Annotated in this window: 25 protein-coding genes; all 25 read right to left on the bottom strand. The window is 30.9% G+C overall.

Annotated features, from left to right (window positions below; all coding sequences use genetic code 11):
* The coding region (locus B2G86_RS04200) for a uracil-xanthine permease family protein (protein WP_078356884.1) at positions 1-914 on the bottom strand (914 nt) is incomplete at its 3' end.
* Between the two features lie 142 nt (positions 915-1,056).
* On the bottom strand, positions 1,057-1,584 hold the full coding sequence (gene pyrR / locus B2G86_RS04195; protein WP_078356883.1) for a bifunctional pyr operon transcriptional regulator/uracil phosphoribosyltransferase PyrR: 528 nt from the start codon (positions 1,582-1,584) through the stop codon (positions 1,057-1,059).
* A gap of 213 nt (positions 1,585-1,797) precedes the next feature.
* The gene (locus B2G86_RS04190) at positions 1,798-2,721 is read right to left on the bottom strand and encodes an RluA family pseudouridine synthase (RefSeq protein ID WP_078356882.1); all 924 of its coding nucleotides are present in this window, start codon (positions 2,719-2,721) and stop codon (positions 1,798-1,800) included.
* Positions 2,718-3,197 carry a signal peptidase II gene (lspA, locus tag B2G86_RS04185; RefSeq protein WP_078356881.1) on the bottom strand — a complete coding sequence of 160 codons (480 nt, stop codon included), beginning with the start codon at positions 3,195-3,197 and terminating at the stop codon, positions 2,718-2,720. Before lspA ends, B2G86_RS04190 begins: the two co-directional genes overlap by 4 nt.
* A gap of 158 nt (positions 3,198-3,355) precedes the next feature.
* Positions 3,356-4,297, bottom strand: coding sequence for an LPXTG cell wall anchor domain-containing protein (locus B2G86_RS04180; protein ID WP_078356880.1), 942 nt, complete (start codon positions 4,295-4,297; stop codon positions 3,356-3,358).
* Positions 4,298-4,324: 27 nt separating this feature from the next.
* Positions 4,325-5,305, bottom strand: coding sequence for a hypothetical protein (locus tag B2G86_RS04175; protein WP_078356879.1), 981 nt, complete (start codon positions 5,303-5,305; stop codon positions 4,325-4,327).
* 157 nt (positions 5,306-5,462) lie between these two features.
* Entirely contained in the window at positions 5,463-6,020 is a 558-nt protein-coding gene (locus B2G86_RS04170; protein ID WP_078356878.1) for a trypsin-like serine peptidase, read from the bottom strand.
* A complete protein-coding gene (locus B2G86_RS04165) occupies positions 6,004-6,324 on the bottom strand; it encodes a hypothetical protein (protein WP_078356877.1) in 321 nt (106 codons plus the stop codon). The genes B2G86_RS04170 and B2G86_RS04165 overlap by 17 nt, the downstream gene beginning before the upstream one ends.
* A 406-nt stretch (positions 6,325-6,730) precedes the next feature.
* Positions 6,731-9,481 (bottom strand): isoleucine--tRNA ligase, encoded by a 2,751-nt coding sequence (gene ileS, locus B2G86_RS04160; protein ID WP_078356876.1) that lies wholly within the window; start codon positions 9,479-9,481, stop codon positions 6,731-6,733.
* A 199-nt stretch (positions 9,482-9,680) separates the two neighbouring features.
* Positions 9,681-10,265, bottom strand: coding sequence for a DivIVA domain-containing protein (locus B2G86_RS04155; protein WP_078356875.1), 585 nt, complete (start codon positions 10,263-10,265; stop codon positions 9,681-9,683).
* An 18-nt stretch (positions 10,266-10,283) separates the two neighbouring features.
* A complete protein-coding gene (locus B2G86_RS04150; RefSeq protein ID WP_078356874.1) occupies positions 10,284-11,057 on the bottom strand; it encodes a YlmH family RNA-binding protein in 774 nt (257 codons plus the stop codon).
* 70 nt (positions 11,058-11,127) lie between these two features.
* Positions 11,128-11,424, bottom strand: a complete 297-nt coding sequence (locus B2G86_RS04145) for a YggT family protein (protein WP_078356873.1) — start codon at positions 11,422-11,424, stop codon at positions 11,128-11,130.
* A gap of 12 nt (positions 11,425-11,436) precedes the next feature.
* On the bottom strand, positions 11,437-12,015 hold the full coding sequence (locus B2G86_RS04140; protein ID WP_078356872.1) for a cell division protein SepF: 579 nt from the start codon (positions 12,013-12,015) through the stop codon (positions 11,437-11,439).
* 11 nt (positions 12,016-12,026) lie between these two features.
* Complete coding sequence (locus B2G86_RS04135) at positions 12,027-12,698, bottom strand: YggS family pyridoxal phosphate-dependent enzyme (RefSeq protein WP_078356871.1); 672 nt, start codon at positions 12,696-12,698, stop codon at positions 12,027-12,029.
* An 8-nt stretch (positions 12,699-12,706) separates the two neighbouring features.
* Positions 12,707-13,498, bottom strand: coding sequence for a peptidoglycan editing factor PgeF (gene pgeF, locus B2G86_RS04130; RefSeq protein WP_078356870.1), 792 nt, complete (start codon positions 13,496-13,498; stop codon positions 12,707-12,709).
* A gap of 59 nt (positions 13,499-13,557) precedes the next feature.
* Positions 13,558-14,715 (bottom strand): cell division protein FtsZ, encoded by a 1,158-nt coding sequence (gene ftsZ, locus B2G86_RS04125; RefSeq protein ID WP_078356869.1) that lies wholly within the window; start codon positions 14,713-14,715, stop codon positions 13,558-13,560.
* Between the two features lie 28 nt (positions 14,716-14,743).
* Complete coding sequence (gene ftsA, locus B2G86_RS04120; RefSeq protein ID WP_078356868.1) at positions 14,744-16,123, bottom strand: cell division protein FtsA; 1,380 nt, start codon at positions 16,121-16,123, stop codon at positions 14,744-14,746.
* 109 nt (positions 16,124-16,232) lie between these two features.
* Complete coding sequence (locus tag B2G86_RS04115; RefSeq protein WP_198644246.1) at positions 16,233-17,177, bottom strand: cell division protein FtsQ/DivIB; 945 nt, start codon at positions 17,175-17,177, stop codon at positions 16,233-16,235.
* A 26-nt stretch (positions 17,178-17,203) separates the two neighbouring features.
* A complete protein-coding gene (gene murD / locus B2G86_RS04110) occupies positions 17,204-18,553 on the bottom strand; it encodes a UDP-N-acetylmuramoyl-L-alanine--D-glutamate ligase (protein WP_078356867.1) in 1,350 nt (449 codons plus the stop codon).
* 1 nt (position 18,554) lies between these two features.
* Positions 18,555-19,520: a phospho-N-acetylmuramoyl-pentapeptide-transferase gene (gene mraY / locus B2G86_RS04105; RefSeq protein ID WP_078356866.1), complete on the bottom strand. Its 966-nt coding sequence runs from the start codon at positions 19,518-19,520 to the stop codon at positions 18,555-18,557.
* Between the two features lie 73 nt (positions 19,521-19,593).
* Positions 19,594-21,807, bottom strand: coding sequence for a penicillin-binding protein (locus tag B2G86_RS04100; protein ID WP_078356865.1), 2,214 nt, complete (start codon positions 21,805-21,807; stop codon positions 19,594-19,596).
* Positions 21,794-22,174 (bottom strand): cell division protein FtsL, encoded by a 381-nt coding sequence (ftsL, locus tag B2G86_RS04095; protein WP_078356864.1) that lies wholly within the window; start codon positions 22,172-22,174, stop codon positions 21,794-21,796. The genes B2G86_RS04100 and ftsL overlap by 14 nt, the downstream gene beginning before the upstream one ends.
* A 19-nt stretch (positions 22,175-22,193) precedes the next feature.
* Complete coding sequence (rsmH, locus tag B2G86_RS04090) at positions 22,194-23,129, bottom strand: 16S rRNA (cytosine(1402)-N(4))-methyltransferase RsmH (protein WP_078356863.1); 936 nt, start codon at positions 23,127-23,129, stop codon at positions 22,194-22,196.
* A gap of 11 nt (positions 23,130-23,140) precedes the next feature.
* Complete coding sequence (mraZ, locus tag B2G86_RS04085; RefSeq protein ID WP_078356862.1) at positions 23,141-23,572, bottom strand: division/cell wall cluster transcriptional repressor MraZ; 432 nt, start codon at positions 23,570-23,572, stop codon at positions 23,141-23,143.
* Between the two features lie 145 nt (positions 23,573-23,717).
* Entirely contained in the window at positions 23,718-25,334 is a 1,617-nt protein-coding gene (gene bshC / locus B2G86_RS04080) for a bacillithiol biosynthesis cysteine-adding enzyme BshC (protein WP_078356861.1), read from the bottom strand.
* Between the last annotated feature and the right edge of the window lie 105 nt (positions 25,335-25,439).

The raw sequence follows: 25,439 nt of genomic DNA, 5'->3' as shown, positions 1-25,439 counted from the left end.
GTTGTGCTTGGTGGTCCACCGATGATTGAAGACATCATAGTTGATACTCCATCACCAATTAATGATCTGTGTAAACCTGGGTCTTTAAAAAAGTTTTTACCTACTATTTTATTAATTACAATTTGATGCCCAATATGCTCACTTACTGTTACAAATACAATTGGAAGCATGATGAGTATAAGTCCCCATTGTATAGATGGTGTGTAATCATGAAATGGCATGTATATGTCTGGCATTTGTAACCATTTTGCTTTTGAAATTGGACTTAAGTCAACAATTCCAAATAATAATGATGATATATATCCAACAATTATACCGATTAGTACTGGAATAATTGATAAGAATCCTTTAAAGAATACTGAGACAATAATTGTCGTTATTAATGTTATAAGTGCCACTGTAATGTAAACTCCGCTATACCCTTGCATGGCATTTGAATCCGTGTACATTGCCATATTAACAGCTACAGGTGCTAGACCTAATCCAATCACCATAATTACTGGACCTACTACAACTGGTGGTAATAAGTTTAACAACCAATTCGTTCCTGTAATTTTTATTATTATTCCGATGATGACGTAAAGTATACCACTCATGAATAAAGCGACTAACATTTCACCTAAGTCATGTGTTTTGAGTCCTACTATAATCGGTGTTATAAAAGCAAAGCTTGATCCGAGATAAGCAGGAATTTTGCCTTTCGTAATCATTATATAAAGCAAAGTTCCAAGTCCCGATGCTATAAGTGCTGCCGAAACAGGCAAACCTGTTAAAAATGGTACAAGTACTGTTGCACCAAACATTGCAAATAAATGTTGTGAGCTTAAGAAAAACCATTGTGAAGCTTTAGGTTTTTCATTTACATCTAGTATTGGCTCGACTGTTCGTTCAAACATTTCTTCGTTGTGTGTCATTTTCCTTCTCCTATTCAAAAAAAGATCCCTTTACACAATTTGCAAAGGGATCTATGGGTACAGTTATACCTATGCTGATATAGATATACTGTCTCATATATACTCCTTTGCCAGTCTCTCGTACTGATTTAAAAGGATTTATTTAATTTAATGTTACTGCTGTTTGTTTATCAAACTCTTCTAATTCTACGACTATAGATTCATTAGAAGATGTTGGTATATTTTTACCAACATAATCTGCTCTTATTGGAAGCTCTCTATGTCCTCTGTCAACTAATGTAGCTAAACTAATTTTTCGTGGTCTTGCATGATCTAATATAGCATCTAATGAAGCTCTTACAGTTCTTCCTGTATATAATACGTCGTCAACAATAATGACATGCTTATCATTAATATCAACATCGATATTAAATGATTTCACTTTAATTGCATCTTGTTGATTTTGAACATCATCACGATAATGCGTCACATCAATTTCGCCAGTTGGTACTTGAACTTGTTCAATAGCTTCGATTTTTTGTTCGATTCTATTCGCAAGAAAAACGCCTCTTGTCTTAACACCTAACAAAACGATATCTTTCGTGCCTTTATTCTTTTCCAATATTTCATGTGACATTCTTGTTAATGCTCTATTAACAGCAGCATCATCCATGATTAATCTTTCAGCCATATCCAATCTCCTTCCACAAAAAAATACTCACGCCTGTAGAAGACATGAGTATATACTAGTACCATTAAAATGGTCTACACGTACATATTATGTCTTCTCAGCCTCTCTGGACTGTCCGTTAAAGACGCTTTAATTGTTAAATCCATACTATCGTTTTTTTCTGTTGATGTCAAAGTTTATATAAAATTAATTAAGTATTATTACACGTCTGAATTATTTTTTATCTTCGTGATTTCTTAATTTTTCTAACAACGTTTCAAAATACTCAGGTAACGGTGCTTCTTTTTCAATGTATTCACCCGTTACTGGATGTTCGAAACCTAATAAACCTGCATGAAGTGCTTGTCCATCTAAATTCAAAGTTTTCTTAGGTCCGTATTTAGGGTCTCCTACTAAAGGAAATCCAATATGCTTCATATGAACTCTGATTTGATGAGTACGTCCAGTTTCTAACTGACAATTTACTAATGTATATTTTTCGAATTTATCAACAACATTAAAATGTGTCACTGCTTCTTTACCATCATCAACAATTGCCATTTCTTGTCGCTCTTTAGGATTTCTTCCTATTGGTGCTTCAATCGTACCAAATTCATGTGGTATATTACCATGAACAAGTGCAGTATATTCTCTCGTTACAGTTTTATTTACTAATTGTTCAACAAGCCCTCTATGAGCAATGTCATTTTTAGCGATCATCAATAAACCTGAAGTATCTTTATCAATACGATGAACGATACCTGGTCTAATTTCACCATTAATTCCAGACAAATCTTTAATAACATGCATTAATCCATTTACTAATGTACCTGTATAATGCCCTGGTGCCGGATGAACAACCATACCTTTAGGTTTATATACTACCGCTACATCTTTATCTTCATAATATACTTCAATACCTAAATCTTCTGCCACGATGTCTACTTCTTCTACAACTTTTTCAGTAACAACAATAACATCATTTAATTTCGTCTTGTAATTTGCTTTAATAACATTACCATTTACTTCAACTAAACCTAATCTAATCCAATCTTGGATTTGGTTTCTAGACCAATCCGGGTTTAACTCAGGTAATAACTTATCTATTCTAACGCCTTTTTCATTTTCTGTTTCAATCTTAAATTCAAATGTATTCAAGCTTTCTCCTCCTTACCTTCAAATAAAATCACAATAATTAATACGATTACACCTATTGTTAAAGCAGCGTCTGCTACATTAAATATCGGAAAATTATAGCCAAAGATATATGTGTCAATAAAATCAACAACTTCGCCTCTAAACAATCTGTCTATAAAATTACCAATTGAACCAGCAATTAACAAACTTAAACCAAGTTGCATAACAGGTTGACCATATCCCTCATTTTTAAAAAACATAAATAAAATAACAAGTACAACAACAGTTACAATATAAAACAACCACATTTTTCCTTGTAAAATACCCCAAGCAGCACCTTGGTTTCTGTGAGATGTAATATATATAACTTTACTGATTACTTTTACAGATTCACCAACTTCTAATGATTTAACAATTATAAACTTAGTCAGTTGATCAAATACTATCAATAATACAATAAAAGTACTCCATATCGGTATATTGTAACCTTTACGCATCTATTGTTCACTCCAATCTTGATTATTTTACCACATAAACAGACATGTTTGTTAATATGAATTTTTAAAATTATGTCCAATTTAAAAAGAGATTAAGCAACATTAAGTTACTTAACCTCTAAAAAATAATTCATAAGCCTAATTATTGATACTTTTAATTATGATTTAACTTTTCTAGATAAACTAAATATACCAACTGCAGATAATACCGCAAAAGTAAATAATACATAACGTAATATCACGTTATCATTTTCACCTGTTTTCGGTAATTCTTTTTGCGATTTATTAGATTTGTTTTCTTTTGCTTTAACCTTAGTTACAGATTCTTCCTTAGACTTTACATCTTTATTATTATCTTGTTTAGATGCTTCAGAAGATTTAGGTTCAGATTTATTTGTATTCATATCTGTTTTATTTTGCTCATTAGCTGATTGTTTAACTTTCTTATCATTTACAGCTACTTTGTTATCTTTATTTACGACTGTATTTTTAGGAATTTCTGCTTTTTTATCATCTTTTTTTTCTGTATTTGGATTTACTTCTTTGTCATCTTTTTTATCTTTATTTGGATCTTTTTTAGTCGGTTTACCTTTGTTATCAGAAGCTAGTTGATCTGGACTAGGTGGCTTTTCTTGATTGCCATTAGGAATTTTTGTATTACTTTGTTGTCCGGGTTGTTGCATATTTGTTTGATTATATGAATTAGGATTGTCAACACTAGGGTCAAAATTAATACCATCTAAAGGTCTAGGATGTTCACCTACAAACAAGTCATTTACTCTGCCTTTAGAAGCATAAAATTCAAAGTATCTCCATTGATCAGATATATGTTTATATTTTGGATTTACTTCATTAGTTTTGACACCATTCTTAATAATATAAAAATCCTCTGGATCTGGAGTCTTAACTTCTAATATTTCTTTTTCTGGAATACTCATTGAACCATCAGAATTAATGTATATAGGAGCAGCCTTACCACTTGATTTAAATACATATTTAACAGGTTTATTCTCCTTCAATTCCTCAGCATTCACTTTCCCTACAATAGGAGCACTTACAATCGTACATAACAAAGTTGATAAAAATACTTTCTTTAACATAAACATCTCTCCTTACATGAATAACATTTATAATATTTTTACTGCTTTGTTCTCAATATAACCAATCCAATTATCTTTATTATCGTATAATGAATAATAAGTTTTCCCATTACTTAATTTATATTGAGCTTTTGCAAATAACTTTTTATTTATATATTTGTCAGAAGATTCTCTTTTAGTATCAAATAAATATCCATAAAAGTTATAATTTTTACTTATAACTTTCACATTTTTATTTAAAGTTTTATGAACAACTTTTTTTGTTGCTTTTATATTTAAAATTCCTAAAAATTTATTTTTACTATCATAGATTTTTAAGTATGTTTGGTTATTATTATCTTTATATTTACCTTTAGCATTAAATACTTTATGATATATCGACTTAGTAACTAAACTCTTATTACCAAAGAAATCTTTCCAAACAATATAATTATTATTTATAATTTCTATACGTTCATCATTTGGTTCAAAGATATTTTCTCTAACATCAATGCTATTTACATATCCTTGCCATTTATTATTCTTGTCATATAAAGAATAAATTAAACGATTAGTTGGTAATTTATATATATACTTAACTTTATAATGACTATAAAATGATAATTTTATATCACTTTTTAATTCATCAAAAAAGTTTCTATAGACTTTTACATTTTGCGATTTTAGTTGAACTACTTTATTTGAAGATGTTCCCTTAATTTCAGTGGTTGATTTAATATCTATAAAGCCTATAAAATTATTATTTCTGTCAATAATTAATAGGTATTTTCCTCCATTAGAATCGGTATATAAATTGATTGATTTATAAATTTTTCCTTTCAAATTTTTATTAGTATTTGATAATTGATTAAAGTTTAAATTCTCCCAAATTTTCGCATCATTTTTATTAATAGTTATAAATTTATTAATTTTTTCAAATTTCAACTCTTCATTCCACTGTTTAATTTTTTTTATTTTATCAGAAGATAATCTTACACCTATATTAAATTTATAATCAGAATTATTCAAAAATCCTGCAGCATGAATAGCTATGACATCGTTATTTGTATTGAATATTGGGCTACCACTTTGCCCTCCTTCAGTATCTAAATTATAATATAATTTATTTTGAGTTATATAAACAATTTTACCTGAAGTAAAATATTGATTCCCAATTCTAATATTCTTATTTTTTTTTTGCAGGATACCCAGAAGTTGTAATTAATTCATTTAAAGCTGACTTATCTACAATTTTTAATTTACCAATTTTTTTACCTAATGGTTTATCTAAAATTAATAAGGCCATATCATAGTTTCTATTTTGTGTATTTATCCATTCAGGCATTACATAGATTTTTATAACCCTAGCAATATCTATTGTTGGTTTCCTTTCTTTATAACCCGCATTAACGATAATTTTTTTAATATCTTCGTCTTTATTATCACTCATTACAACATGTGCAGCAGTTAGTACTGCATAGTCATCTATCATAAATCCTGTACCACTGTAGTAAATCGATTCATCTATATAAGTATTTATGGATACTATAGATTTGTATGGTGATTTATTTATATCTTCAACAATTTTCCTATCATCTTGACCAACTATTGCTTCATCATTTTCATGTTTATTTATAGTTAAATTATTTCCTTGAATATCTTCATTTTTTCCAAAAGGTAGATTACTTTCATTACCCTTATTTTTATTTTTACCAAGCTTGGATTTCTCATGTTGAAAATTCATTGTTCGTTGTTACATTCGTATTAAATTTTGTAGGTTTATTATTGTCAATGTTTACTCCCTCTGGAATATTCTTGATATTTTCATTATTAATATCTTCACCTAAACTAATACTTGTATTTGAATTAGTAATTGAATTTTCGCTTACAGATTTCTCATGACCTTCAAGTGAAATATTGTTTTCATTTAAATATATATTTGACACTTCATTATATGATTCTATATTATTTTCGGCAGAAACATCATTACTAAACATTACGATTTTGATTAAAAACAAAAGAATTATAGAGCATATAAACCTGTTCATTTCGCACCTCTTTTCTGATTTTTCAGAAAAATAAACATAAAAATTTTTACTTATTTATCTAATAAAAATGTTCAACGATACTTACATTAATTTAAAAATAAAATGATGTTTATTCTCTAGTTAATGACATTCACTTCTTGGCGTAGATGTATATATCACTCCTTTGCATATTTTAACCTTTCATATAACTTTCTCATATTTAGGTTTGGTCTTTATATATCCTATATTTTGTCTCTCTTGAAGAAGCTTATATCGCAGATTAATTACTTTCATTATATTATGTAAATTTTTTACTAACAATACTTTTTTTAATGAATTTTATATTAAATATAACAAAAATATAAACATACAAAAAACGCCCAATCCGAAATAAGTACTACGGATTGGGCGTTTATAAAACTTCATTTTATATTAATGTTTTAACTACTTCTTGGCAACGTGGACATAAATGATCAAGTTCACCTACTGAACCTAATTCATCTGAGTAATTCCAACAACGTTGACACTTTTCTCCATCTGCATGTTTAACTGTTACTTTAACGTACTCATATTCTTCTCCATCTGTTAATTCATCAACTACATCAACTTTTGATACGATAAATAGTTGTTGTAAGTCTTGGAATTGACTTAAGAATTCTACTGTATTAAAGTCTTCTGAATTTGAAAGTGTGATATGTGCTTCTAATGATTTACCAATAACTTTTTCGTTACGTGCAACTTCTAAAGCTCTATTCACATCGTCTCTTAATTTCATAAGTTTAGACCATTTTTCAACTAATTCAGTATCTACTTCATGTGGATTAGGCATATTTGTTAAATGAACACTTTCTTCTTCTACGTGTGGAATGTGTCCCCAAATTTCATCTGCAGTATGTGGGATAATTGGTGCTAATAATTTAGTTAATTTAACTAATGTTTCGTATAACACTGTTTGCATACTACGACGTTTCAATGAATCATATTGTTCGATATAAAGAATATCTTTACCATAATCTAAATAGAAGTTACTTAATTCTACATTGATAAAGTTTTGAATATCTTGATAAATATCTAAATAATCAAATGCTTCATAATGAGATAAAGTTCTACCAATGAATTGGTTTAATCTATTATGCATGTATTGATCAATTTCAAGCATATCTTCATATTTAACGTTGTCAGTTGCTGGGTTGAAATCATTAACATTTCCTAATAAGAAACGGAATGTATTTCTAATTTTACGATATACGTCAGAAGTTTGTTTTAAGATGTCATTTGAAATTCTAACATCTGCTAAGTAATCTACACTACTAACCCATAATCTCGCGATATCAGCACCCATTTGTTTAACAATTTTATCTGGAACGATTACATTTCCTAAAGATTTACTCATTTTCTTACCTTCTCCATCCATAACGAAACCGTGTGAAAGTAACATTTTGTATGGTGAGATACCTTTAGTTGCTACAGATGTTGTAATTGAAGAGTTGAACCAACCTCTATATTGGTCACTACCTTCTAGATAAATATCAGCTGGATAAGATAATTCAGGACGTGTTTCTAATACACCTCTATGTGTTGAACCAGAATCAAACCATACATCCATAATATCAGTTTCTTTTGTAAACTCACCATTTGGACTACCTTCATGAGTAAATCCTTCAGGTAACAAGTCTTTCGCTTCTCTTTCAAACCAAATATTTGAACCATGTTCTTCAAATAGATTTGCAACATGATTAATTGTTTCATCTGTCATGATGATATCGCCATTTTCAGCATAGAATACAGGTAAAGGAACGCCCCATACTCTTTGACGAGAAATAACCCATTCTCCTCTATCTCTAATCATGTTATATAGTCGCGTTTTACCCCAATCAATTTTGAACTTCGTATTATCAATTGCATCTAAAATATCTTCTCTTACTTTACTGATAGACGCAAACCATTGTTCAGTTGCTCTAAAGATAACTGGTTTTTTAGTACGCCAGTCATGAGGATATGAATGTTTGAAGAAAGAAAGTTTTAATAACGCGCCGACTTCTTCTAATTTTTCAGTAATTGTTTTGTTCGCTTTATCGTAAAATTGTCCTTCGAATTCACCAGCTTCTTCAGTGAATACACCTTTATCATTAATAGGACTAATAACATCTAGACCATATTTTTGACCAACTACATAGTCATCTTCACCATGCCCAGGTGCTGTATGTACACAGCCAGTACCTGCATCTGTTGTAACATGATCACCTAAAATTAATAATGATGTTCTATCGATAAATGGATGTTGAGCAGTTATATATTCTAATTCAGAACCACTAAACTCTTTCTCTCTTACGATTGTTTCTTTATTCCAGTCTAATTCTTCACAAACTGTATCTAATAAAGCATCTGCAACTACATACTTTTTACCTTCAACATTAACTTGAACATAATTTAATGTAGGATTTACAGCTATTGCTACATTAGATGGAATAGTCCAAGGAGTTGTAGTCCAAATAACAAATGCAGCATCTTCGTCAACAATACCTTTACCATCAAGAACATTAAATGCTACATAAATTGAAGGAGATTTTTTATCTTGATATTCGATTTCAGCTTCTGCTAAAGATGATTCACTTGAAGGAGACCAATATACTGGTTTTTTCCCTTTATAGATTAAACCTTTTGCAGCCATTTCACCAAACACTCTGATTTGCGCCGCTTCAAATTCAGGTTTCAAAGTAATATATGGGTTATCCCAATCACCATTTACACCTAAACGTCTAAAGTCTGCTTTTTGTAATTCAATTTGCTCTAATGCAAACTCTTTACATTTTTCACGGAATTCCGCGATTGTCATTTCTTTTCTTTTAACACCTTTATTTGTTAATGCTTGCTCGATAGGTAAACCATGCGTATCCCAACCTGGAACGTATGGTGCATAATAACCAGACATTGATTTTTGTCTCACAATTATATCTTTCAAAATTTTATTCAATGCGTGTCCCATATGCAAATTACCATTAGCGTATGGCGGTCCATCATGAAGAATAAATGGTGTATTTCCTTTATTTTTTTCTAAAATTTTATTGAATAAGTCTTTCTCTTTCCACTCTTCTTGGATTTGTGGCTCTTTGTTTGGTAAACCACCTCTCATTGGAAAACTTGTTTTAGGCATTAGTAACGTATCTTTGTAATCCATAAGTCTTAATCTCCTTCTTCATTTAAATTAAAATAAAAAACTCTAAGTTGAAATAATAGGGACGACTTTAATCGCGGTACCACCCTCATTAACTCAACTTAGAGTTCACTCATCAAAAATATATAATTTTGTAAACAGGTGATACCTAAAGAATTGAAATCGTCAGGCTCACACTATCCCTAACTCGCTTAGCAAATCATTATTCTTTAGACTTGTCCTCTTCACTATTTACTGTTTGATTATTTATCTGTTCTTGATTATTTTCTTCTTCTTTATTCAAAATGTCAATATTTTCTTCAGTAACTTGTTGTTGATCAATATCATAATTTAATAAATAATCCCAATCATCATTCTTCAGTAAATCTAATTGAGCTTCAACTAACATGCGAAAACGAGAGCGAAACACTTTAGATTGACGTTTCATATCTTCAGTTTGGAAACTGATATGACGCGCTTTTTGGAGTGCATCATTAATAATTTGATCCGAACGACCTTCAGCTTCTTTAACAATAGCATCTGCTTTTAATACAGCAGTATGTTTTGTTTCTTCGCCTGTTTTTTGTGCTTGTAACAATGCTTCAGATATTGTATTTTCAACCGCTTTAAAACGATTAATATTTTCATCTTTGTCATTAATTAAAGTTTGTAACTGATCTTTATCGGATTTTAATTTTTCAATTTCATCACTTAAAGTCTGTAAATATTGACGTACTTCTGATTCATCTAATCCTTTATGGACTCTACTAAACTCTTTTTGTTTGATTTCTTCTGGGGTAAATGCCATAAGTTTTCCTCCTTAGCACTATTTAAACAAAGTTTTATAAGTTATTCTTAACTTCCCTTTTTTTGACTCTCCATTGTTTGCTATGATCAATGCTCGACCATATCCTTTAATAGATAATAAGTCATTCTCTTCGACTATAAAGTCTACTACTTCAATTTCTCTATGATTGACTTTAACACGTTTACTTTCAATTAGCTTTTTACTTATCGTTCTACTTGTATTTGTTATATGTTTTACTATAACATCAAGTCTCATTGCACTAACTGTTGCATCGTGACTATTCCAATTCTCATTCGATTGTATCATATTTTGGAAAGGAATAGAACTCAATTTGATTCCTGCGCCTTTAATCTTTGTTAATTCCATCATAATATATGATTCAAATCTTTTTGTCAAAACAAACTGTATTCGGCCATTTACGATTATATCGCCAAGTTGATTTCTATCTATTCCAAGAGACATAATCGTCCCTAATACGTTGCGATGCGTCAGATTAACAAATTTAGAAGGATACGTAAGTTCAATTAGTACAATTTCATAATCTTCATCAGTTGGAACAAAGTAATCTGGTGCAACAATTGCACGTTTTCTTTCAGATTCATTATTACCTCCAAAAAAATGAACTTCTAATTCATCAAATCCTCCAACTATAGTTTGTAAAATAAACTGTTCTCTAGGATCTAAAAAATCAGTTAATACATGTTGATAATTTCTTTCTGCTATTTCACATTTATTTAAAAATAAATCAATTTCTTCTTTTTCTTCTTTTCTAAAGTGCTGATATATATCCATTTTACACCTCTAATTATATAAAAAATAGGATGTGACATTTCGTCCCACCCTACTGTCATTCATTGTTCATTTATAATATTGGTACAACAGGTACAATCATATTAAATATATTGATTAAACCAACGTAGAATAAACTTAGTGTAATAAATGCCACAATTGATGATATGTCTAGCATACCTAACGGTGGAATAATTTTTCTAAATGGTTCTAAAAATGGTTCATATATTTTTCCTAAAAATTGTCCAAATGCGCCTTCTCTAAGGCTTGGTAACCAAGATGTAAGGAAATAAACAATCATACCATATTGATAAATTTTAACTAGGAATAATATAAATCCTAAAATTGTACTTAATAATCCACTATCCATATCTTAATACCTCTATTCTTGATAAGGTTCAACTTGTTCTAACTGTTCAGTAATTGATCCTGCTACTTCAACATTATCAGGTGTACATAAGAAAATATCTGTACCTACTCTTCTTATATCTCCACCTATTGCATAAACAGTACCACTTAAAAAATCTATAATTCTTTTAGCTGATACTTTATCAATGCGTTGTAAATTCACTAAAGTAGTTCTTCTGTTTTTCAACTCATCAGCGATATCTTGAGTATCAGAAAATACTCTTGGTTCAAATAAGCACATTTTTGAACTTTGCGCAAAATCCATATTACCACTCATGCTTACAACATTCGTTTGAGATGAATTTGTACGTTTTTCAGTCATGGCCTCTTTCCTTTCAGGTTTTTTAAAATCACGTGAACGTTGTGATTGATATCTTGTAGTATTTGCTTTTTGTGTTGGTACACTTTTAATAGATTGTTGATTCATTTTTTTCTCTTGTGTAGAAGGTTCTTGCTGTGGTGTTTGTTGTTTTTGTTCTCTTTGTGGTTCTTCGTATACCTCTTCTTCTTCATCAACTACGAAAAAACCTTTAAATACATCTTTAATTGCCATAATTTACACTCCTATTCACCAACTAATTTAGTACCAATTCGTACATATGAAGCACCCTCTAAAATTGCTTCGTTAAAATCATTACTCATACCCATGGATAATTCAGTACATGGCGCATAAGATAAATTCAATGATTGTACTTTATCTTTTAAATTTCTTAGCTGATTAAAATATTGTCTTAATTTCGTTTTATCTTCAGTCAAAGGTGCCATAGTCATTAATCCAACTACTTCAATATGTTTAAAAGTTTTAAACTCTTCTATAAATGGAATCAATTCTTCCGGTGAAATACCATGTTTAGATTCTTCACCTGAAACATTTACCTGAATAAAACATTTTATAACATGATCAGCACGTTTATCAATTTCTTTAGCTAATTTCAATCTATCTAATGCGTGTAAGTAGTCAATTTCATTGATTACTTCTTTAACTTTTCTCGTTTGTAATGACCCTATAAAGTGCATTACAGCATCATCAGGTAGATGTTTTTTCTTTTCTAAGAAACCTTCTATTCTATTTTCGCCAAAATTTTTCAATCCAGCTTCATAAGCTTCTATAGCTCGGTCTATTGTAACATATTTTGTCACAACAATCACTTGAGGTGTTGTGTCAAACTGTGATTTATTACAGCTGTCACAAATTTGTGAATTTATTTCTTTTAAATTTTCTTCTACTGATTTCAAAACTTTACCTACTTTCTGCCTATAAATGCAAGCATTCTACCAGTATTACCTTTTTCAACTCTGTATGAAAAGAATAAATCTGTTTCACTTGCTGTACAGTGGCTCGTTTTAACAATATGCTCTGGACTTATTCCATAATGTATTGCCAACAATTCGTTAGCACGTTTCAAATCAATACCATATCGATCTTGTTCTCTTTTTTCTATATATAAACTAGCATCTATTGGTAAAGAATTAAATTTATTGTATATATCTTCATTGATTTCATAAGTATTAGAAGTAGACGGACCTATCACAATTCTGAGATTTGCTAATTCACCATTGTATTGATCTATCATTTCTTTCAATATTTGAGTGTATGTGCCTCTCCATCCAGCATGACAAAGACCGATATATTTATTTTTAACGTCGTATAAATATATTGGAACACAATCTGCAAAACACATTGTTAAAAGTAGATTAGATTCGTAAGTAAATAGCCCATCAATTCCATGTAATTCATTTGTTAAAGCTTTTATGTTCTTACCTTTATCATCTGAAAATACCTCTTGAACTTTGTTTTCATGTGTTTGTATTGGAAACACCCAATTTTCACAATTGAAACCAATTTCATCAGCCAATATTTTTTGATGAGCAGTAATATTTTCTTGATTGTCATCAATATAACGTGCCATGTTAAAGGCATTTTCTGGGTATGAACTGTAACCATCTTTACGTGTTGTAATACCTAGTGTTATATCTTCTCTACTATCGATGTCATACTCTAAATAATGATTTCGCTGACTAAATATCTCTTTCATTTCATCTCTCCTAACAAAAAAAGTCATCAGGACTTAGCCTGATGACTTTTTAAGTTCATTTATCGTCTAGAGCGTCTAGAACGTCTATCTTCTCTATTTCGAATGAAACTTGGAATATCACTATCATCAGTTGATTCATTTGCTGATTTATTTTCAAATGAAGCTTTTCTACCTAGTGATTCCCCTTCTTCTCTATTAGAAGTAGGTTCTTCTGTAGTTCCACCAAATGCTCCACCACTTTGAGGTTTGCGAGCATTAGAAGGTTTGTCATTGAAACCTGTTGCAATTACAGTAACGACTAATTCGTCTTGTAATTCTGGGTTAATAACAGTACCAAATATCATATTAACATCTTCATCAGCTGCATCTTGAACAATATCTGCTGCTTCTTGAGCTTCAAATAGAGATAATGACTCTCCACCTGTAATATTCATTAAGACACCTTGAGCGCCAACTATAGACGTTTCTAATAATGGTGAAGAAATTGCTTTTTTAGCAGCTTCGATTGCTCTGTTTTCACCTGAAGATACACCAATACCCATTAATGCTGAACCTTGGTTAGACATGATTGTCTTAACGTCAGCAAAGTCTAGGTTAACTTCACCTGAAACAGCGATTAAATCTGAAATACCTTGTACACCTTGGCGTAAAACATTATCTGCTTCTTTAAATGCTTCCATCATAGGCGTTGATTTATCAACGATATCTAATAAACGGTCATTAGGGATAACGATTAACGTATCTACTGCAGCTTTCATTGATTCTACACCAGCAGCAGCTTGTGTTTGACGTTTACGACCTTCAAAGCTAAATGGACGTGTTACAACACCAACTGTTAAAGCACCCATTTCTTTAGCGATTTTAGCAACTACAGGTGCAGCACCTGTACCTGTTCCACCACCCATACCTGCAGTTACGAATACCATATCTGCACCTTGGATAGCATCTTCTATTTGTTCACGTGATTCTTCTGCAGCTTTTTTCCCTATTTCTGGGTTAGCACCAGCACCTAATCCACGAGTTAATTTTTCACCAATTTGAATCTTAGATGAAGCTTTTGATAAGTTTAAAGCTTGACCATCTGTATTAATAGAAATAAATTCTACATTATTCATTCCATGATCTATCATACGGTTTACGGCGTTATTACCTCCGCCACCAACACCAATTACTTTTAAAGTAGCTAAATGATTAAACCCTTGTTCAAATTCTAACATTTATTATCCTCCTAATCTTTATGACCCATCAATCAAATAACGATTTCATTAATTTTTTGAATACACTAGGCTTCTCTTCTTGACTTTCCGAATCATAATCTGTTTCGGCGTAATTGTCGTTATCAGAATTTGAAGCTTTTACGTCATTGTTTTTGTCTTTGTTTGTTTTTTTCTTAAACCATTGTTCATATGGTTTAGCTTTAGTTTCTTGATTTACATCTTCATATGTTTCTTCTTCAACATTATCCACATCATAATTATTCATTGTAACATAATCTAGTAGCTCATCAAAGTTAATTCCACTAGATATTGTAGATATACTAGATGTAAACTCGGGTTTACGTATACCCATTTGTGATGGAGTATGTACGCGTACTTTTTCATTTACCATATCTTGTAGAAGTTCTTTTATACCTAGTAAATTCGAAGTTCCACCAGTCACAATAAATCCACCGTTAACATTTGTTATACCCATGTCTTGTAGTAAATCGAATATTTCAAAGAATATTTCTTCTGCTCTAGATTCGATAATCTCACTTAACTCTTTCTGAGTGAATTGTGCATGTCCATCTTCGTTGATTTGTTCTACACTAAAAACATCTTGATCTGATGCTGAATCATAAAAAGCATGACCATATTGTTGTTTAATCTTCTCAGCGTTGTCATATGTAGTATTTAACGATTTAGCTATATCTGTTGTAATACTTCTACCTGCCATTTCAATCGTATCAGCATCAACAAGATTGCCTCTCTCATAGAAACCGACTTGAGTTAAATCTTCACCTATATCAATGACACAAGCTCCTAACTCAACTTCTGTTGGAGATAGGATAGATTGATAATTGTACGCATCTGAAAATACGTCTAATACATCCACTCCACAAGATTCAACACATTTAATTATATTGATTAATAGTGATTTTGATGTTGCGATAACGCCTGCCTCTACTTTTAATGATTGAGTAGCAACCATTTCTTTAGGGTCTGACACTTCATGCAAATCATCCACAATGAATTTCATTGGAAATACACCAATTACTTCAGTTTCAGGTACATCATTTAAATCTCTGATGCCTTCTAATACCGATTCAATGTGACTTCCATTAATTTCAGTTTCTGTTCCTTCAAAAGGTATTTCAAATTTCTCGTCATATATTTCTGTATTCACGATAGGCATTTTTAAAAATACTTCTTTAATATCTACCCCAGAAGCAATCGCCGCTTTTTTGATTGTATCTTTAATCGCTTGTTTTGCGATATCAAAGTCATCAATACAGCCATTTCTTATACCATTTGTATACGTTTGCCCTGTACCTATCACGTTAATGCCATTATGAAATTTTTCTCCTACTATTACTTTTACACTCGATGAACCTATATCTAAACTAATATAATAATGTTCCTCCATCGATAGGCACCTCCTCTAACACATGATAATCAAATTTACACTATTATTAGTTTACATGATAGATGATTTAATGTGAACTAATTATAGGTTTATTTATTGATTTTTTTACTTATTCTTGCGATTTTTCAGATGATTTTGGTTCTTCACCTGATTTATCCAATTCTTTAGATAAATCTTGAAGCGCTTGGTCTAATTTTTTTTGTTCTGTTTTAGCACTTTCATCTTGTTTTGCCTCTTTTTCAGAACGTTCACTTTGTTGTTCTTTTGTTTCGTATGGTAAAAATGTCACACCAACTTGCAAATCTACAAATCCAGGTGTTTTTAATGCTCCTGAATTATCTCTCTCTAATTTATCAGAAATACTAGGATAATAGTTGATTTTATTTGCAAAAGTTTGAATATCACCAACAACTTCAACATTATCTGTCATAAACAATTGTATCCTATTTTGATTATTTTCACCTGGTTTATAATTGACTTCAGAAATCATTGCTTTTACTTTCGGTTTAACTTTCTTCAATTCAGGAATAAGTTTATCTAATTTTTTCGAACTAAAATCATTCAAAATAGGAACATCAATTGGGAGATCTGTTGATAAGTTTTTTATAGTTGATCCATTTTCCAACAAAGGTACATACCCCTTTTTATTTTTAATCAAACCAATTGGTTCATACTCAGTGACCTCGACTGTCATATCATTAGGAAAATGTCTCTTGATTGTGACACTTTTAACACCTTCAAGTTTTTCAATCTTCGTTTTCATATCACTAATTGGTAAATTATAAATTCTCGAGTCAGATTTAATATTCAAGGCTTTATTTATATCTTTTTTTGCTACAATTTCTTCACCTTTTATGTCTACTTGATCAACTTTACTTATATCTGTAAACATATACAGAACAATCAAAATGACAAGGAGTATAACACCTATGAATACACCTAATTGAATTTGACGTCTACGCTTTCTTTTATTTCGCATCATTTTCAAACGTTCGTCTTCAGTAGTCGTTTCAAATTGCAATATATCCTCTTTATTTTCAGAACTTTTATTCACGGTTGTCACTCCTTTTTATACAATTTCTAAAAAGTTGGTAAATACTTTTGGAAGCTTTTAATGAATTCTTCTCCACGTGCTTCAAAAGTATCATATTGATCCCAACTCGCACATGCTGGCGATAATAATACAACATCATTAGATTGAATATAATCTTGTATTATATTGACAGCATCTTTCACATCATGTGCTTGTATAACTTCTTTACCTTGACTCGCACCTAATGTTTTAAGTTTATCTTTTGTTTCACCAAAAGTAACCATCAATCTAACATTGTCCATATATGGAATCAAATCATCAAAATCATTACCTCTATCTAATCCTCCACATAGCCATATTATTGGCGTGTTAAATGAGCTTAATGCAAATCGAGTAGCTAAAGTATTTGTTGCTTTTGAATCGTTGTAATATTTATTTCCACGATTATTGCCTACGTATTGAAGTCTATGCTTAATACCTGAGAATGTTGTAAGTGTATGAACAATAGATTTAACATCTACTCCAGAAATTAAAGCAGCTAGAACTGCTACAAGTACGTTTTCTAAGTTATGTTTACCTGGTAAAACAATATCATTAATATTGATAATTCTTATTCCATTATAAACAACATATCCGTCCTCAATATAGATGCCATCAACTTGTTGTTCAGTTGAAAAGTATAAAATTTTAGATTTAATTTCATCCTTATTTATAAGATGTCTTTGTTCATAATTAAAAATTAAGTAATCATCTTCTGTTTGATTGCTAAAAATATTTTTTTTAGCGTTTTGATATTCTTCTAAAGTTCCGTGATAATCTAAATGAGCAGAGTATATATTCGTTACTATTGCGATATGTGGGCGATATTTAATCGTTCCTAACAGCTGAAATGATGATAATTCAGTAATTAGATAATCATCTTTAGTAACATCTTGTGCAACTTTTGATGCAACTACCCCAATATTCCCAGAAACTTGCCCATTTACTTTACTATTCCCAAACATATCTCCGATTAAGGAAGTCACCGTAGTTTTTCCGTTTGTACCCGTGATACCTATAATCGGCGCTTCAGAAATATAATAACTCAGTTCAACTTCAGTAATGATATCTAACCCTTTATTTACAGCTTCTTGTAACAAAGGAATACTATAAGGAATACCCGGGTTCTTAACGATTAACGGATTATGATTTAATAAACTAATAGGATGTTCTCCGCTAATTAATTTAATACCTTGATTCTGTAATTCAATTGCATGAGGATCGGTAGATAAATCTTTACCATCGTTAACAGTGACATATGCACCAAGTTTGTTACATAATTTCGCGCTTTCATATCCACTTTTTGCTAATCCTAATATAAGGACTTCTTTTCCTTTTAATGCATCATATTCCTTCATATCACATTACTCCAATCCATAGACCAATTGCACCTGTAATGATACCAGTAGTCCAGAATACTAAGACAATCTTCCATTCACTCCAACCTACTAACTCAAAATGATGGTGCAAAGGACTCATTTTAAATATTCTTTTACCCGTAAGTTTAAATGATGTTACTTGTAGCATCACAGACATTGTTTCAATTACAAATACTAAACCTATAAATAACAACGTAATTTCTTGATTAAGCATAATTGAAATTGTTGCAAATATACCACCTAAAGCTAAACTTCCCGTGTCTCCCATAAATACTTTTGCTGGGTATTTATTATAAATTAAGAATCCAATTAAACTTGCTAACATAACTAAACAGAACAAGCCAATTTCTGGTTTATCTAATGTAAATGATAAAATGGCATAAAAACCAAATGCAATAATAGATAAGCCTGTAGATAATCCATCTAAACCATCTGTTAAGTTTACTGCATTACTAAATCCAACTTGCCAGAATACAATGAATATTATATAAAAAACAGATAAAGGTAATGACCAATCTGTAAATGGTATATTAATTGCTGTTTCAAAATCATAATTCGGCATCAATATACTTACAATATAAAATACGATCGCGATTCCAATTTGTGCAAAGAACTTTTGTTTACTTGTTAACCCTTGGTTATTTTTTTTAACTACAATAATGTAATCGTCGATAAAACCAATTAAACCAAATCCAATTGTTACAAATAACAATAGAATAAGAGGACCTACTTGTTCAACATAGAATAATGCAATTATTGTAACAACAATAGTTGCAAGCAAAAATGTTAACCCTCCCATTGTTGGTGTTCCTGTTTTTTTCATATGACTCTTAGGTCCTTCTTCTCTTATACTTTGACCAAATTTTAATTTTTTAAGTGTTGGAATTAAAACTGGCACAAGTATTAAAGTCAATAAAAATGCAATGACAGGTAGCATGAAATTCATATTTGTTCACCTTTTCTTTTATTTTTTATAGAGTGAGGTTAGGACAAATTTATTGTCTCAACCTCTCATTCTCTTAGTTATCATTATCTTTATTCTTGTCTTTAGAAGTATCCTCTTCTGGTACTTGTCCAATAGAATTGTCACCATTTGGATGATTATTTGAAAGCGTAAATGTCACTTTTGTGCCAGCTTTTATCGTTTGATTTTCATCAATAGATTGTTCTGATACATAGCCTGAACCTTCAGTTTCTACATCAATACCAGTAGCTTCTTGTAATTTTAATAGATCTCGTTTAGTCCAATTTTCAGTATTAGGCATCGTCATTTCTCCATCAGTAACAAGCAAGATTCTCTCTTTATCTTGTACATTTTTACCTTTAAGAGGTAATTGTTTTTTAACTTTATCACCTTTACCAATTAAAATTGGATCCAATTTTTTACCTTTAATTGCATCAGTTGCTTTTTGTACATTCATATTCACAACATCAGGTACTTCTGAAGAGTTATTTTTCGCTTTGCCTTCAGTTTCTTCAACATCTAAATATTTCAAAGTATTTTCCATAATAGGATTAAATCCTCGAGAAACACCATATTCATATGCTTCTAAATCTCTTTTTTGAGCTAATGACATACCAGCGTAAACAACTACTTCTGGATCTTTTGCTGGTGCATAACCCATGAAACTTACAAAGTAAGGGTTTTCTCCGTCAACATATCCGCCACCTTTTGTATCTGGAACTTGTGCAGTACCAGTTTTACCTGCTACACGATAACCATCAATTTGATAATTGGTTGCGTGACTCTCTTTACTATTCACTACTTTATCTAATTCATCCATCGTCTTTTGGGCAGTATCTTTAGAGACTGGATTACCGACAACTTTTTTCTCACCTTTTTTGATAGTTTTATTCTCTTCTCTATTTTCTATAGATTTCACATAATAAGGTTCCAACATATTACCTTGATTCAATATTGCCGTTTCAGCTTGCAACATTTGTACAGGTGTTACTGTAGTTGATTGACCAAATGCTGATGTTTTTCTTTGAAGTTCATTGTCAAATGCAATATGTCCAGGTGCTTCACTATCAAATAGACCACCTGTTTTCTTACCGAATCCAAATTTTTCGTAATAAGCTTTTGATTTATCTTCTCCAACTAAGTCTTGTAGTTTCATCATTAAAGTATTAGCTGAATAAGTAAAACCTGTTGTCATTGGTATATTGCCCCAACCATCATCGTTCCAATCATAAATCTTGAATCCATCAATTTCTCTATTACCTGACTTAAATTTCTTCTTAGGATCAAACTTGCCTTCTTCTATAGCTGCAGCAAGTCCGTATGTTTTAAATGTTGAACCTGGTTCATAAGTATTCTGATATAAATCATTTGCCCATTTTTTACCGAAATCTTCTTTAGTATCCGGATTAAATGTTGGGCGTTGACTATAACCTAATATTTCTCCAGTCTTAGCATCCATTACGACAGCAAATAAATCTTTAGGTTTATAGCGATCAACCATTTCATCTAGTGAATTTTCAACGAAGACTTGTATATTTGAATCTAAAGTCAAATGAACATCATCACCATTTTTTGCTTTAATGCTATCTTCACTGTTTGGTACTAACATTCCCCATATATCTTGCTTGTATGAGTTTTTACCAGTTTTCCCACTTAAATAGCTATCAAATACTTTCTCAGCACCAGAAACACCTTTTAACTTATTCGTTTCATGGTCTTTGTCTGCTAAACCTATTAGATGAGATGCAAAGTTTCCATTAGGATAAAATCTTTTTTTCTCAGTTTCAAAAGTAAGTCCTGGTAATTTAAGCTTTTCTATTTGAGTCTTTTGTTTATAAGTTAAATCTTTACCTTTTTGTCCAAATTCAACTTGGAAAGCTTTTTTAGTTTCAAGTTTTTTTAATATGTCTTTTTCATCCATATCAATAATTTTCGATAATTCTTTAGCCGTTTTTTTCTTGTCTTTAACATGCAATGGCTTATCACTATCTTTACTCATTTTTTTATCTAAAATTGCTACTAATTTATAGCTGTCAGTATCTTCAGCTAGAACTTTTCCATTTCTATCATAAATCTTTCCACGTTCTGGTTCTGCAACAGATTGTCGTAAATATTTTTCACTCGCTCTATAAGCTAAATCTTCACCAGCGGAATGTCCACTGATCATTAAATATGAATATCTTAAGGCCAATATAAAAAAGAGCAGTCCGAAAAAGCTTACTAAGAGGACTGCTCCTATTTTATTTTTCTTTATTTTAATTTTGGGCATCACTACGCACTACCTTTACATTGTCATTATTCAACTTCAGACCGTAATCTTCAGCTTTTTCGTAGATACGCTCATATGACGACTGTTTCATAGATTCTGTCTTCAAATCACTATTTGTCGTTTGTTGCTGCTCGATTTTACTATCTAATTCCGCAATTTGAGTTTTGTTGTTATACGCATCCATTTTTAAAGATAGCATATAAATACTTATCAACGCAATCATAGTTATTAATGATATGTATACAATTTTTTCGATTCTTGATATTCTTACAACTTTGGTCTTTGTAACTTTTTTCTTCTGTGGTTCGAGTTGTGGCTCTTGCCACTCATCAGGTCTATAATTTGGATATATTCTTTCTACTGCCATTCAATTGCCACTCCTCTGCTTACTTCAAAATTTCTGCTACTCTTAACTTTGCGCTTCTAGCTCTGTTGTTCTGTTCTAGTTCTTGATCATCAGAAATAATTGGTTTTCTATTTACTCGTTTCAATTTCGGTTTGTACTCTTCCGGTATAACCGGCAATCCCCTTGGTACATCTGGTCCTTTTTCATATTCTTGGAAGACTTGTTTACACAAACGATCTTCTAAAGAATGGAAAGTAATTACCGAGATTCTTCCTCCTACTTTCACGTTCTGTATAGCTGCTTCAATTGATTCTTCAAAAGCACCTAACTCATCATTCACTGCAATTCTAACCGCTTGAAATACACGCTTAGCAGGATGTCCGCCCTTTCTTCTTCTAGCGGCTGGAATACCTTCTTTAATTAAATCCACTAATTCGAAAGTCGTTTCTATAGGTACTTGTTCTCTTCTTGCTTCAATCTTTCTAGCTATTTGTTTTGAAAATTTTTCTTCACCATATCTAAAAAAGATTTTCACAAGTTGTTCATATGACCATTCATTTATCACTTCATAAGCAGATAATGATTGGGACTGATCCATTCTCATATCCAACTTTGCATCATAGTGATAACTAAAGCCTCGTTCTGGTGTATCAAGTTGTGGACTAGATACACCAAGGTCATATAGTACGCCATCTACATCATTAATTTGTAGTTCTTCTAATATATGTTTTAAATTTCTAAAGTTGTCTTGTACAAAAATTATTTTGTGCATGTGGTCTTTCAAAATCTCTTTAGCATGCTCAATTGCTGTTTCATCTTGATCGATTGCAATAAGTCTGCCTTCGTCATTTAATTGTTCAACTAGGTATAAACTATGCCCAGCTCCACCTAATGTACAATCAACGTATGTACCATCGGGTTTAATATCTAATTTATCTACAGTTTCCTTTAATAGTACGGATACGTGATGAAACATTTACTCCACTCCTAAAAATCAAAATCAATGAGATCTTCCGCAATGTCCTCAAAATTGTCTTCAGATTCATCATAAAAATCATTCCACGTAGCTTTATCCCAAATTTCAATTCTGTTAGAAACACCAATTACTGTACATTCTTTACTTAAATTAGCGTAACTTCTTAAATTTTGAGGGATATTTATACGTCCTTGTTTGTCTAACTCAACTTCAACAGCTCCTGAGAAGAACATTCTCATGAATTTACGGGCATCTTTTTTTGTAATAGGTAAGGTTTTGAGTTTTTCTTCGATGCGCGCCCACTCTTCAAGTGTGTAGCCAAACAAACATTTATCTAGGCCTCTAGTGATAATAAAACGTTCGTTCAAATCATATCTGAATTTAGAAGGCACAATCATACGCCCTTTAGTATCCAATTGATGTTGATATTCACCCATGAACATTTTATCTCACCTCACCTTATTTATAATTTACCACATTCCCCCACAATCCTCCACTATTTATACAATATTTATTAAAATTTGTGTAAATAGTAAAAAAAACACCCAATTTACGATTTCGTAAATTGAGTGTTAAACCTTGCTATAACTATAGTTCCACCGTAATATGTTCAAAAGTGTAACAAAGTGGTGGATAAGTGGAGGGACTGAACATAGTAATCCCAAATTGATTCATCAATTGTATAGGATTCCATACTCTTTCTTGTAATCCTTGGTGAGGATGTAAAGTATTCTCCACTGTTTCAAAATGTCTCATGCTTATTTCATTTTCTCTTTCTATGTTCAATAAATATCTATCTATTAAGTACTGGTACTGATGTTGATGTATTTGATTGTTCTTTTCAATCAATTTTCTATTTTGATAATTCTCACCAATTTCACTAATGAGTTTTTGATGAAAACTTGTTTGTACTTCTTTTATTCGGTCAATTTCTCTTAGTACTTCATCAGATGCTTTTTCTCTAATAAATTTATCTTTATCTTTTTTAACACCATTTAGAAGTACTGAATCTAAATCAAGATTATAGGTGTCTATACATTTCTTACTCTCTTGAGTTAAGTAACTAATGCGCATTCTTGGGGTAACAATAGGCATTTCAATATTCAATTCATCAAATATACCTTTGAGTTCACCCCAATATATAATTTCACTTGGTCCACCAATAAAGCTTAAAGTATTAAATAAATATTCCTCCATTAATGGTCTTGTTACAACATTATTAGAGAACCTTTCAGGATGTCTTTCTAACATATTAATTAATTCATCCTTACTAAAAGTAACGTCATTGTCCTTACTTAAATAAAATTGTCCTTCTTCATACATTAACAATTGTCTTTTATCATTGTAGTCAAAAAATAAATGTACATTACTATCAGTTAAAATCATACGTTTTTTAATAACTTCTGAAAATTGATCTTGTGTATTTCGAAACGCATCATCAATTTTTTCACGGTTCTCTATTATTTCTTTAAACAATGGAATTTCGATTTCTCTTAATTTTGAATAGTTCGCATCAATTAATAATAAACCATGTTCTTTAAACACTTCATTAGTTATAACCTTAAACATGTTACTCCATGATTCAGATGATTCTATTGCTTCTATGACCATGTTTTTAATATCTTTTGAATGTTCTGTTTCCCCTATAGAACGATACATGTTGCTTAATGCATCCATGACAAGTTCTTTATCAAAATCATACTGTGATACACTTTTTTCTGGCGGTTCTAAAGTGTTATACTTCACTTTATTTAACTGTCTTGAAATGCGATCATAAGCGTATGTATGATTTACCTCATCAAAATCATGATCTTCTCCCGCTATCCAAAAAACCGGAACAACTGGTGTATTTAACTTTTCACTTTGTTCATTCGCTAAAATGATAATAGAAATAATTTTATGAAATGTATAAAGTGGTCCAGTAAATAACCCTGCTTGTTGACCACCGATAATAACTTTGTGACCATCTCTTAAACTCTCAATATTCTTAAGTTGTTTGTCTGATAAATTTAAATCAGCCATATAACTATGAATCACTTCTGATAGTTCTTTTTCTCTACCATTAGATTTTAATTTAGAACGTCTTTCAAATTCAGATTGTTGGCCAGGCTTATATTCATAAAAATTCAAAATTTCATCACTTTGATTAGTAAATCTATCTATAAAGCTATTTTGTTGATCAATTACAGTCTTCATACAGTCCATACGAGTCTTTCTCCTTCGAAATTAATTACTACCAATAGTATAAAGATTGTAGGTTAATAAAACAATCTAACGGCTTATAATTTAAAATTTTATGTAAATGAAGTA

The organism is Mammaliicoccus fleurettii (assembly GCF_002018435.1).
In the GTDB taxonomy this organism is placed as follows: domain Bacteria; phylum Bacillota; class Bacilli; order Staphylococcales; family Staphylococcaceae; genus Mammaliicoccus; species Mammaliicoccus fleurettii.
The sequence above is the reverse complement of the archived record's forward strand: the minus strand, read 5'-3'. Positions and strand labels throughout refer to the sequence as shown.

What these genes read in the sequence shown, in the direction of transcription:
- pyrR (WP_078356883.1), bottom strand. Translation starts at nt 1,584, where the DNA reads ATGGCTGAAAGATTAATCATGGATGATGCTGCTGTTAATAGAGCATTA.
- lspA (WP_078356881.1), bottom strand. Translation starts at nt 3,197, where the DNA reads ATGCGTAAAGGTTACAATATACCGATATGGAGTACTTTTATTGTATTA.
- B2G86_RS04180 (WP_078356880.1), bottom strand. Translation starts at nt 4,297, where the DNA reads ATGTTAAAGAAAGTATTTTTATCAACTTTGTTATGTACGATTGTAAGT.
- B2G86_RS04170 (WP_078356878.1), bottom strand. Translation starts at nt 6,020, where the DNA reads ATGAATTTTCAACATGAGAAATCCAAGCTTGGTAAAAATAAAAATAAG.
- B2G86_RS04165 (WP_078356877.1), bottom strand. Translation starts at nt 6,324, where the DNA reads ATGAACAGGTTTATATGCTCTATAATTCTTTTGTTTTTAATCAAAATC.
- ileS (WP_078356876.1), bottom strand. Translation starts at nt 9,481, where the DNA reads ATGGATTACAAAGATACGTTACTAATGCCTAAAACAAGTTTTCCAATG.
- B2G86_RS04155 (WP_078356875.1), bottom strand. Translation starts at nt 10,265, where the DNA reads ATGGCATTTACCCCAGAAGAAATCAAACAAAAAGAGTTTAGTAGAGTC.
- B2G86_RS04150 (WP_078356874.1), bottom strand. Translation starts at nt 11,057, where the DNA reads ATGGATATATATCAGCACTTTAGAAAAGAAGAAAAAGAAGAAATTGAT.
- B2G86_RS04145 (WP_078356873.1), bottom strand. Translation starts at nt 11,424, where the DNA reads ATGGATAGTGGATTATTAAGTACAATTTTAGGATTTATATTATTCCTA.
- B2G86_RS04140 (WP_078356872.1), bottom strand. Translation starts at nt 12,015, where the DNA reads ATGGCAATTAAAGATGTATTTAAAGGTTTTTTCGTAGTTGATGAAGAA.
- pgeF (WP_078356870.1), bottom strand. Translation starts at nt 13,498, where the DNA reads ATGAAAGAGATATTTAGTCAGCGAAATCATTATTTAGAGTATGACATC.
- ftsZ (WP_078356869.1), bottom strand. Translation starts at nt 14,715, where the DNA reads ATGTTAGAATTTGAACAAGGGTTTAATCATTTAGCTACTTTAAAAGTA.
- ftsA (WP_078356868.1), bottom strand. Translation starts at nt 16,123, where the DNA reads ATGGAGGAACATTATTATATTAGTTTAGATATAGGTTCATCGAGTGTA.
- murD (WP_078356867.1), bottom strand. Translation starts at nt 18,553, where the DNA reads ATGAAGGAATATGATGCATTAAAAGGAAAAGAAGTCCTTATATTAGGA.
- mraY (WP_078356866.1), bottom strand. Translation starts at nt 19,520, where the DNA reads ATGAATTTCATGCTACCTGTCATTGCATTTTTATTGACTTTAATACTT.
- B2G86_RS04100 (WP_078356865.1), bottom strand. Translation starts at nt 21,807, where the DNA reads ATGCCCAAAATTAAAATAAAGAAAAATAAAATAGGAGCAGTCCTCTTA.
- ftsL (WP_078356864.1), bottom strand. Translation starts at nt 22,174, where the DNA reads ATGGCAGTAGAAAGAATATATCCAAATTATAGACCTGATGAGTGGCAA.
- rsmH (WP_078356863.1), bottom strand. Translation starts at nt 23,129, where the DNA reads ATGTTTCATCACGTATCCGTACTATTAAAGGAAACTGTAGATAAATTA.
- mraZ (WP_078356862.1), bottom strand. Translation starts at nt 23,572, where the DNA reads ATGTTCATGGGTGAATATCAACATCAATTGGATACTAAAGGGCGTATG.
- bshC (WP_078356861.1), bottom strand. Translation starts at nt 25,334, where the DNA reads ATGGACTGTATGAAGACTGTAATTGATCAACAAAATAGCTTTATAGAT.